The sequence below is a fragment of the Micromonospora wenchangensis genome (genome assembly GCF_002210435.1).
GTDB classification, from domain to species: domain Bacteria; phylum Actinomycetota; class Actinomycetes; order Mycobacteriales; family Micromonosporaceae; genus Micromonospora; species Micromonospora wenchangensis.
On sequence record NZ_MZMV01000120.1, the window covers coordinates 1 to 7378 of the forward strand.

The following is a 7378-nucleotide window of genomic DNA, read 5'->3' on the forward strand; positions in this document are numbered from 1 at the left end:
ACCCGTCCCATCCGCCCCACCCGCAAACGCCTTACACCGCCCATCCACCGCCAACCCCCGCTGCCGACTGAACTCCAGGAACGCGCCGGGGGTGGACATGACGGTGACCCCGGCGGCGAGCGCGAGGGTGCACTCCCCGGCGCGCAGGGCCTGCACGGCGAGATGCAGGGCGACCAGCGACGACGAGCAGGCGGTGTCCACCGTGACGGCGGGCCCCTGGAAGCCGTAGGTGTACGCGATCCGGCCGCTCAGCACGCTGGCGGCGGTGCCCGTGCCGAGGTGACCCTCCAGCTCGCCGCCCGCGGCGGTGGCCACGGCGACGTAGTCCTGGGTGTTGCTGCCGACGAAGACGCCGGTGGCGCTGCCCCGCAGGGTGTCCACGCGCACCCCGGCGTCCTCGAACACCTCCCAGGACGTCTCCAGCAGCAGCCGCTGCTGCGGGTCCATCGCGACCGCCTCGCGCGGCGACACACCGAAGAAGTCCGCGTCGAAGTCCCCGGCCCCGGTGAGGAACGCGCCGTGCCGGGTGGTCGACGTCCCGATCCGCTCCGGGTCCGGGTCGTACAGGGCGTCGAGGTCCCAGCCCCGGTCGGTGGGGAACTCGGTGACCGCGTCGGTGCCGCTGTCCAGCAGTTGCCACAACTCGTCGGGCGACCCGACGCCGCCCGGGAAACGACACGCCATGCCGATGATCGCGATCGGCTCCCGTTCCCGCTCCTCGGCGTCGCGCAACTGCCGTCGGGCCCGCTGGAGATCCGCGGTGAGGCGCTTGAGATATTCGACGGTCTTTTCTTCGTTCGACATTCGGCAACCCATCTGTCGGGACCGGGACCCGTCGGGACGTACGGCCGGCAGCCGCGTCTCTCGCGGCTGAAGCTAATGAACCGGGCGGGCCGAGCTGAACCCCTGCCGACCCCCTAAACAGGGCCATAAAGCGCATTCGTCGAGCCGGGCGGCAGTGTCCGGTAATCGAGATAAGAATTGTCGGGAGAATGGTGCCCCATCGAGGGGCGTCTAACGAACCACCGGCCCGGGGGTGGCGGTCAACCCCTAGGACCGCCCCTACCTAGGTCGCCGACGGCAGCCGGTCGCGCAGGGCCGCCGGCAGGTCGGCCTCCGGCGTCGACCCGGTCGGCCCGGTGAGCGGCACGAGGACGACGCCGTCGCTGTCCCACACCTCGTCGAACACCCGCAACCCCTGGATCGTGGACAGTTGGGCGACGCCCAGGCGACTCCACCAGTCCCGCTCGGCGGGGTCCGGACGGGACCGACGCCCCGCCCACGGCCCCCAGGCGAGCGAGGTGCCGGCGTGCCCCTCGGCCCGTCGGTGCCGGACCACCGCGTCCGCATACGCCCCGGCGGCGGCCCGCCGGTACGCGCCCGGTGCGCCGGTCACCCCGGCCGCGGTGGACAGGACCACGAACCGGGACAGGCCGAGTGCCCGGGTACGCTCGTGCACCGCCCACAGGTGCGCGGGGTCGGCCGCCGCGACCACCACCGCCGTGAGCGGCACGGTCCGCGCCAGGTCGTCCAGCTCGCCCCGGGCGTCGGCCGCGCACTGCACGACCCGGCCGGTGCGGGGTCGGGCCGCGAGGTGCCGCGCCAGCACCCCACCGGCGCCGTCCACCGCCCCGACCACCAGCACGACGTCCTCGGACGTCGGGGTGGCTGATCCGGCGGCGGGCACGAGCCTCGGCACGAAGACCCGACCGCCCCGGACGGCGAGCTCGGGTTCGCCCGCGGCCACCGCCCGGCACATCGCCAGGAGCGACTCCGGACTCCCGTCGACGTCGGCCATGGCGAAGCGGCCGGGATGCGCCGCCAGGGCACAGCGCAGCACCCCCCACGCGCCCGTGTGCACCGGGCTGTCGCCCACCCGGGCGAGCACCGGCCCCCGGGTGACGAGCACCAGCCGGGTCCCGTCGTCCGGATGGTCCCGCAACCAGCCACCGACCAGCGCGGCCAGCTCCCGGGCGGCGACCCCGACGTCGGGTCCGCCCGGCGACCAGGCGGCGACCACCACCTCGCCGTCGGTCGCCGGCGGGCCGAGCACCCGACCCAGCCCCAGGGTGTCCGCGCCGAGCGGCGTCCAGCTCCGCAGCCGCTGTTCGGGGCCGCCGCGCGGCACCCAGTCGTGCTGGCGCAGCGTGGTCGGGGACGGCGCACCGGTCATCGCCGCGCCTCCAGGGTCGCGCCGATCCACCCGTCCACGGCGAGCGCGGTGGACGCGGCGGCGGCCTCCAGGATCGTGAAGTGGTCACCCGGGACGTCGACCGTCGCGTGCGGCGGCTCCCACTCGGCGGTCCAGCCGCCCGGCGCCGTCGCCACCTCGGCCGACCAGGGCTCGGTGGCCCGGACCAGCAGGGTGGGGGTGGACACCGGTTTCGGCTCCCAGGCACCGAAGATCTCGTGGTACCGGCCCATCGCGGTGATCCGCGTGTCGTTGCGCAACTCCAGTCCGCTCTCCCGGTCGGCGACCGCCTGCGCGAGGCTGGTGGACAGCCAGGGCTTGCGCCGGATCGCCGCGGGTGACGAGCTGTCGAGCAGCACCACCGCCGCGGGCGGCAGGCCGGCGGCCTCCAGGTGGGCGGTGAGGGCGTGCGCCAGCATGCCCGACATCGACCGTCCGACGAGGACGAACCCGGTGGTTCCCGCTTCCCGCCGGACCGCCTCGGCCTGCATCCGCAGCAGGGCGTCGAGCGACTCCGGCAACGCCTCACCGTCGAGGTAGCCCGGTTCGGGCAGGGCGGACACGGCACGGCTGCCCCGCAGCGCGGCGGCGAACGGCGCGAACTCGTGCGGCCCGGCGACGGCGCTGAAGCTGGGCAGGCAGAGCACGCGCAGAGTCCCGGCGTCCGCACCGTCGGCGGTGAGCCGTACCGGTGCCGGGACGTGCCGGGTCGCGGTGGCCACGTCGAAGGCGGGCCGCAGCCGCGCGGCGGCCTGCACGAGGGTGAGCGCCTCGGTGAGTCTGCCCTGGGCACAGGCCTGCCAGTACAGGGCGCTGACCGTGCCTGCCGTGTCCTGCGTCGTCCCGGCGACCCGGTCGGCGAGGTGCCGGGCGAGCGCGGACAGGGACGGTTCGTCGAACATCACGGTGGGGGCCAGGGGCACCCCGGTGGCCGTGACCAGCCGGCGGCGCAGTTCCGTCGCGGTCAGCGAGTCGAAGCCGAGTTCCAGCAGGCTGAGACCGTCGTCGAGGGCGGTGGACAGATCGTGTCCGAGCACCTCGGCCGCCTCCTGCCGGACGAGGTCGAGCAGCGCACCGGCCCGGTCGGCGGCGTCGAGGGCGGCCGGTCCCGGCCGGCCCCCGTCCGCCGCGGTGGCGGGCCGGACGACGCGTCGGGCGACCCGGCGGGCCGCGCGGGGCGTCGGGTCGGACCGGGTCGGGGTGGCCGCCGGGCCGGGGCGGTCGTACCCGACCAGGCCGACGCTCAGCACCGGGTCGCCCGTGTCGTCGGTGGCCAGCAGCCGGTGTGCACCGTCCGGCGTCGCGGTGAGCCGGACCCGCAGGTGGTGCGCCCCGGTGGCGAACAACCGGACGTCGCGGCACCGGGCGACGGTGGCCGGGCCGGTCACGCCGGTCACGGCGGCCAGTGCCTCCAGCAGTGCCGGATGCAGGAGGTAGCCGGCGGCGCGGGTGGGCGTCGGCAGGACCAGCTCGGCCAGGAGCGCGTCCCCGTCGCGCCACACGGCGTGCAGGGCGGCGTCGCCGTCGGTCTCGACGGGCTGCGCCCCGGCCGGCGGCCACTGCCCGGCCGCCCACGGCGCGTCGTCCGGTCCGGCGGGCTCGGTGGACGCGAGGATCGCGGTGGCGTTGACCGTCCATCCGTCGCCCGTGTACGAGGAGACGGTGGCCGCCCGGCGACCGGCCGGGTCCGCAGCGTGCACGCGTACCTGCATCCGGGTGCCGCCCGGCACGGCGACCGGCGGCACCGGGATCTCCACCTCCTCGATCAGGTCGGCGTCCACCTCGTCACCCGCCCGCAGCAGCAGTTCCACGACCAGGCCGCCCGGCGCGTCGAAGTCGTCGTCGGCGGTGGACGACACGGTGAACACCACCCCGTCACCCGCGATCGTCAGCGGCTCACCCATTTCGATGCCCTGGTGCGCGGGGGTGTCGGTGAGCCACAGCCGCCGGTGCTGGAAGGCGTACGTGGGCAGGGTCACCCGCCGGCCGTCGCGCACGACGGGCGTCCAGTCGACCGGGGTCCCGTGGACGTGCAGGCGGGCGAGGGCGGTCAGCAGCGTCTCGTCCGCCGGGCGGTCCGGACGCATGGTGGGTTCCAGGACCGCCGGGTCGGGCAGCACGTCGCGGGCCATCGAGGTGAGCGTGCCGTCCGGGCCCAGTTCGAGCAGGGCGGTGACGCCGAGGTCGGCCAGGGTGCGGACACCGTCCAGGAAGCGCACCGGGGCGACGGCGTGGCGGACCCAGTAGTCGGCCGAGCGCAGGTCGTCCCCGGTGGCGGGCCTGCCGGTGAGGGTCGAGACCAGCGCGACGGTGGCGGGTGCGTAGGTCACCGCCGCCGCGACGGCGCGGAACTCGTCGAGGATGGGCCGCATCAGCGGCGAGTGGAAGGCGTGCGAGGTACGCAGCAGCTTGCGCCGGCGGCCGTCGAACCGGTCGGCCACCGCGAGGACCGCGTCGTGGTCACCGGAGACGACCACCGAGGACGGACCGTTGACGGCCGCGATGCCGATCCGGTCGGCCCACCGCGCGGTGGCACCGACGGCCTCGATCGCCGCGGCGGCCTCGTCCTCGGTGACGTTCAACGCCATCATCGCCCCACCGGCGGGCAGGGCCTGCATCAACCGCCCGCGGGCGCAGACGAGGGCCGCCGTGTCCTCGATGCTCAGCACGCCCGCGACGTGGGCGGCGGTGAACTCGCCGATGGAGTGGCCGATCAGCAGGGCGGGCCGGATGCCGAACGAGTCGAGCAGGCGGGCCAGGGCGATCTCGATCGCGACCAGTGCGGGTTGGGTGTGACCGGTCTGGTCGAGCCGGTCCGGGTCACCGTCGATGACCTCGCGCAGCGGCCGGTCCAGGTACCTGTCGAACACGGCGCACACGTCGTCCAACGCCGCACCGAACGCCGGGACGGCGTCGGCCAGTTCCCGGCCCATGCCCGGACGCTGGGCGCCCTGACCGGCGAATCCGAGGGCGAGTTTGCCGTCGCGGCGCACACCCCGGACGAGGTTCGGCGCCCGTCGCCCGGCGCGCAGCGCGTCGAGCCCGGCGTGCAGGTCGGCCCGGTCCCGACCGAGCACCACGGCCCGGTGGTCGAACTGCGACCGGGTCACCAGCAACGAGTGGGCGATGTCCGGCGCCGGCTCGTCCGTGGTCGACAGCCGGTCGGCCTGTCCGGCGAGCGCCTCGGGGGTCTTGGCCGACAGCAGCCAGGCCAGCAGCGGGGCGTGCTGCCCGGTCGTCGCGGGTCGGGGCGCTGCGGGCCCGGTCGTCGGCTCCGGCTCGTCCGGCGACTGCTCCAGGATCAGGTGGGCGTTGGTGCCGCTGATGCCGAACGACGACACCCCGGCGCGACGCGGCCGGTCGCCCGGCTCCCAGGGTTCGGCCCGGTGGAGCAGTTCCACGTGGCCGGCGGACCAGTCGACGTGGGGGGAGGGCACCTCGGCGTGCAGGGTGCGCGGCAGCACACCGTGCCGCATCGCGAGCACCATCTTGATCACGCCGGCGACGCCGGCCGCCGCCTGGGTGTGGCCGATGTTGGACTTGACCGAGCCGATCCGCACCGGCCGGGTGCGGTCCTGGCCGTACGTGGCGATCAGTGCCTGGGCCTCGATCGGGTCACCGAGCCGGGTGCCCGTCCCGTGCGCCTCGACGGCGTCGATGTCGGCCGGGTGCAGGCCCGCCCCGGCGAGCGCCTGCCGGATCACCCGTTGCTGGCTGGGGCCGTTGGGCGCGGTGAGGCCGTTCGACGCCCCGTCCTGGTTGACCGCCGAGCCGCGGATCACGGCGAGCACCCGGTGCCCGTGCCGGCGGGCGTCGGAGAGGCGTTCGAGCAGCACCATGGCCGCGCCCTCGGCGGCTCCCATGCCGTCCGCGTCCGCCGAGAACGCCTTGCACCGGCCGTCGCGGGCGAGACCCTGCTGGCGGCTGAACTCGACGAAGAAGCCGGGGGTGGACATGACCGTCGCACCGCCGGCCAGGGCGAGGGTGCACTCGCCCTGGCGCAGGGACTGGGCGGCGAGGTGCAGCGCGACCAGCGAGGAGGAGCAGGCGGTGTCCACGGTGACCGCCGGGCCCTCCAACCCGAAGGTGTACGAGATCCGTCCGGACAGCACGCTGCCCGTGTTGCCGGTGACGAGGTGCCCCTTCACGTGGTCGGGGATGCGGGCCAGCAGGGTCGTGTAGTCCTGGCCGCTGGCGCCGGCGAAGACGCCGGTGCGGCTGCCCCGCAGCGACGCGGGGTCGATGCCGGCGTTCTCGAACACCTCCCAGGAGGTCTCCAGCAGCAGCCGCTGCTGGGGGTCCATGGCCAGGGCCTCCCGTGGCGAGATGCCGAAGAAGCCGGGGTCGAAGTCGGCGACGCCGTTCAGGAAGGCCCCGTGCCGGGTGTACGAGGTGCCGGGGTGGGCGGGGTCGGGGTGGTAGATCCGTTCCAGGTCCCAGCCACGGTCGACGGGGAACGGGCCGACCGCGTCGCCGCCGCTGTCCAGCAGCTCCCACAGCTTCTCCGGGGAGTCGACCCCGCCGGGGAACCGGCAGCTCATGCCGACGATGACGATCGGGTCGGCAGCGGTGTCGGGGGTCGCCGGCACGGCCGGGGGAAGGCTCGCCGCCGGCTCGTCGCCGACGATCTCCCGCAGCACGTACGCGGCCACGGCGGTCGGCGTCGGGTGGTCGAAGACGAGGGTGGCGGGCAGGCGGAGTCCGGTGGCGGCGGTGAGGCGGTTGCGGAGTTCCACGGCGGTCAGGGAGTCGAACCCGACGTCCTTGAAGGCGCGGTGCGCGTCGACGGCTTCGGCGCTGTCGTGGCCGAGCACGGCGGCGGCGTGGCTGCGGACGAGGGCGAGCACGTGGTGTTCCCGGTCGGCGGGAGCCAGGGTGCCCAGCCGGTCGGCGAGTCCCGTCGTGTCCGTGCCGGTGGCGGCGGAGCGGCGGACCCGGACGGGGGTGGGGAGCAGGCCACGCAGGACGGGCGGGACCGCCGCGGGGTCCCGGGTCAGCGCGGTCAGGTCGAGACGGACCGGGGCCAGGACCGGTTCCGGACGCCCTATCGCGGCGTCGAGCAGTGCGAGGGCGTGGTCGCGGGTCAACCCGCTGATACCACCACGGGCCATCCGCCGCAGATCAGCATCATCAAGATGCCCCGTCATCCCACTACGCTCGTCCCAGAAACCCCACGCCAACGACGTC

The 7378-nt window shown here is 75.1% G+C and carries 2 protein-coding genes and 1 pseudogene; all 3 read right to left on the reverse strand.

The genetic code is table 11. The features are described from left to right. A partial coding sequence (locus B5D80_RS32255) for a beta-ketoacyl synthase N-terminal-like domain-containing protein (protein WP_211291728.1) occupies positions 1-804 on the reverse strand: 804 nt, incomplete at its 3' end. A 262-nt stretch (positions 805-1066) separates the two neighbouring features. After that, the gene (locus B5D80_RS32260; protein ID WP_088647706.1) at positions 1067-2173 is read right to left on the reverse strand and encodes a SpnB-like Rossmann fold domain-containing protein; all 1107 of its coding nucleotides are present in this window, start codon (positions 2171-2173) and stop codon (positions 1067-1069) included. After that, positions 2170-7029, reverse strand: a pseudogene (locus B5D80_RS34030) (beta-ketoacyl synthase N-terminal-like domain-containing protein); the annotation flags it as partial. The pseudogene B5D80_RS34030 and the gene B5D80_RS32260, both read right to left, overlap by 4 nt. Positions 7030-7378: the final 349 nt, after the last annotated feature.

Coding starts and splice junctions, on each gene's coding strand:
- B5D80_RS32260 (WP_088647706.1), bottom strand. CDS start 2,173: ATGACCGGTGCGCCGTCCCCGACCACGCTGCGCCAGCACGACTGGGTG.